This is a genomic window from Ruegeria sp. AL12 (assembly GCF_056540885.1).
The window spans coordinates 1-561 of record NZ_JBQFXN010000191.1; the positions used below are offsets into that span (position 1 = coordinate 1).

Here is a 561-nt window from a genome sequence, read left to right on the forward strand (position 1 = left end):
GCCGTTTGGTAGAACTCCTTGTAGAATTCCAGCGCCTCAACTGCTTCGGGTGAATTTACCGCGCCTTCCATGTCATATGAACCCGGGGTGTTCTCATACTTAAAGCCCCATGGGTACAGAGCCCCGGTCACACCCATAGTAATCCCTTCCGAGCCACGCTCGGTAAAGATTGCGGCCCCATAAACTGTCTTGCCGTCGATCTCACGACCTTGGAAAAACTGCGCGATCTGCAAGAGTTCTTTCTGAGATTGAGGCTCGCGCAGGTCCTGACCAGTCGCCTCTTTGTACGCGGCTTGGATATCAGGGTTTTCGAACCAATCCTTGCGATAGAACCAGCCATTCGCATCGCCCATCGCAGGCAACGCGTAATAGTTTGGTGTGCCCTTGGGCCAGGTCGAATAAGCGTAAACAGTGGCCGGCGCGAAATCGTCCATGCTGATGCCTTCAGCATCGAAGAAGTCGTTCAGTTGGACATAATGACCGTTTTCAGCCCCACCGCCGATCCATTGGCTGTCGCCAATCAGCAGATCGCAGAGCTTGCCCCCAGAGTTCAGTTCGTTC

At 54.0% G+C, this 561-nt stretch carries 1 pseudogene; it reads right to left on the reverse strand.

Annotation, left to right across the window (positions count from 1 at the left end):
- Positions 1 to 561 (reverse strand): annotated as a pseudogene (locus ACR0C6_RS22150) (carbohydrate ABC transporter substrate-binding protein); the annotation flags it as partial.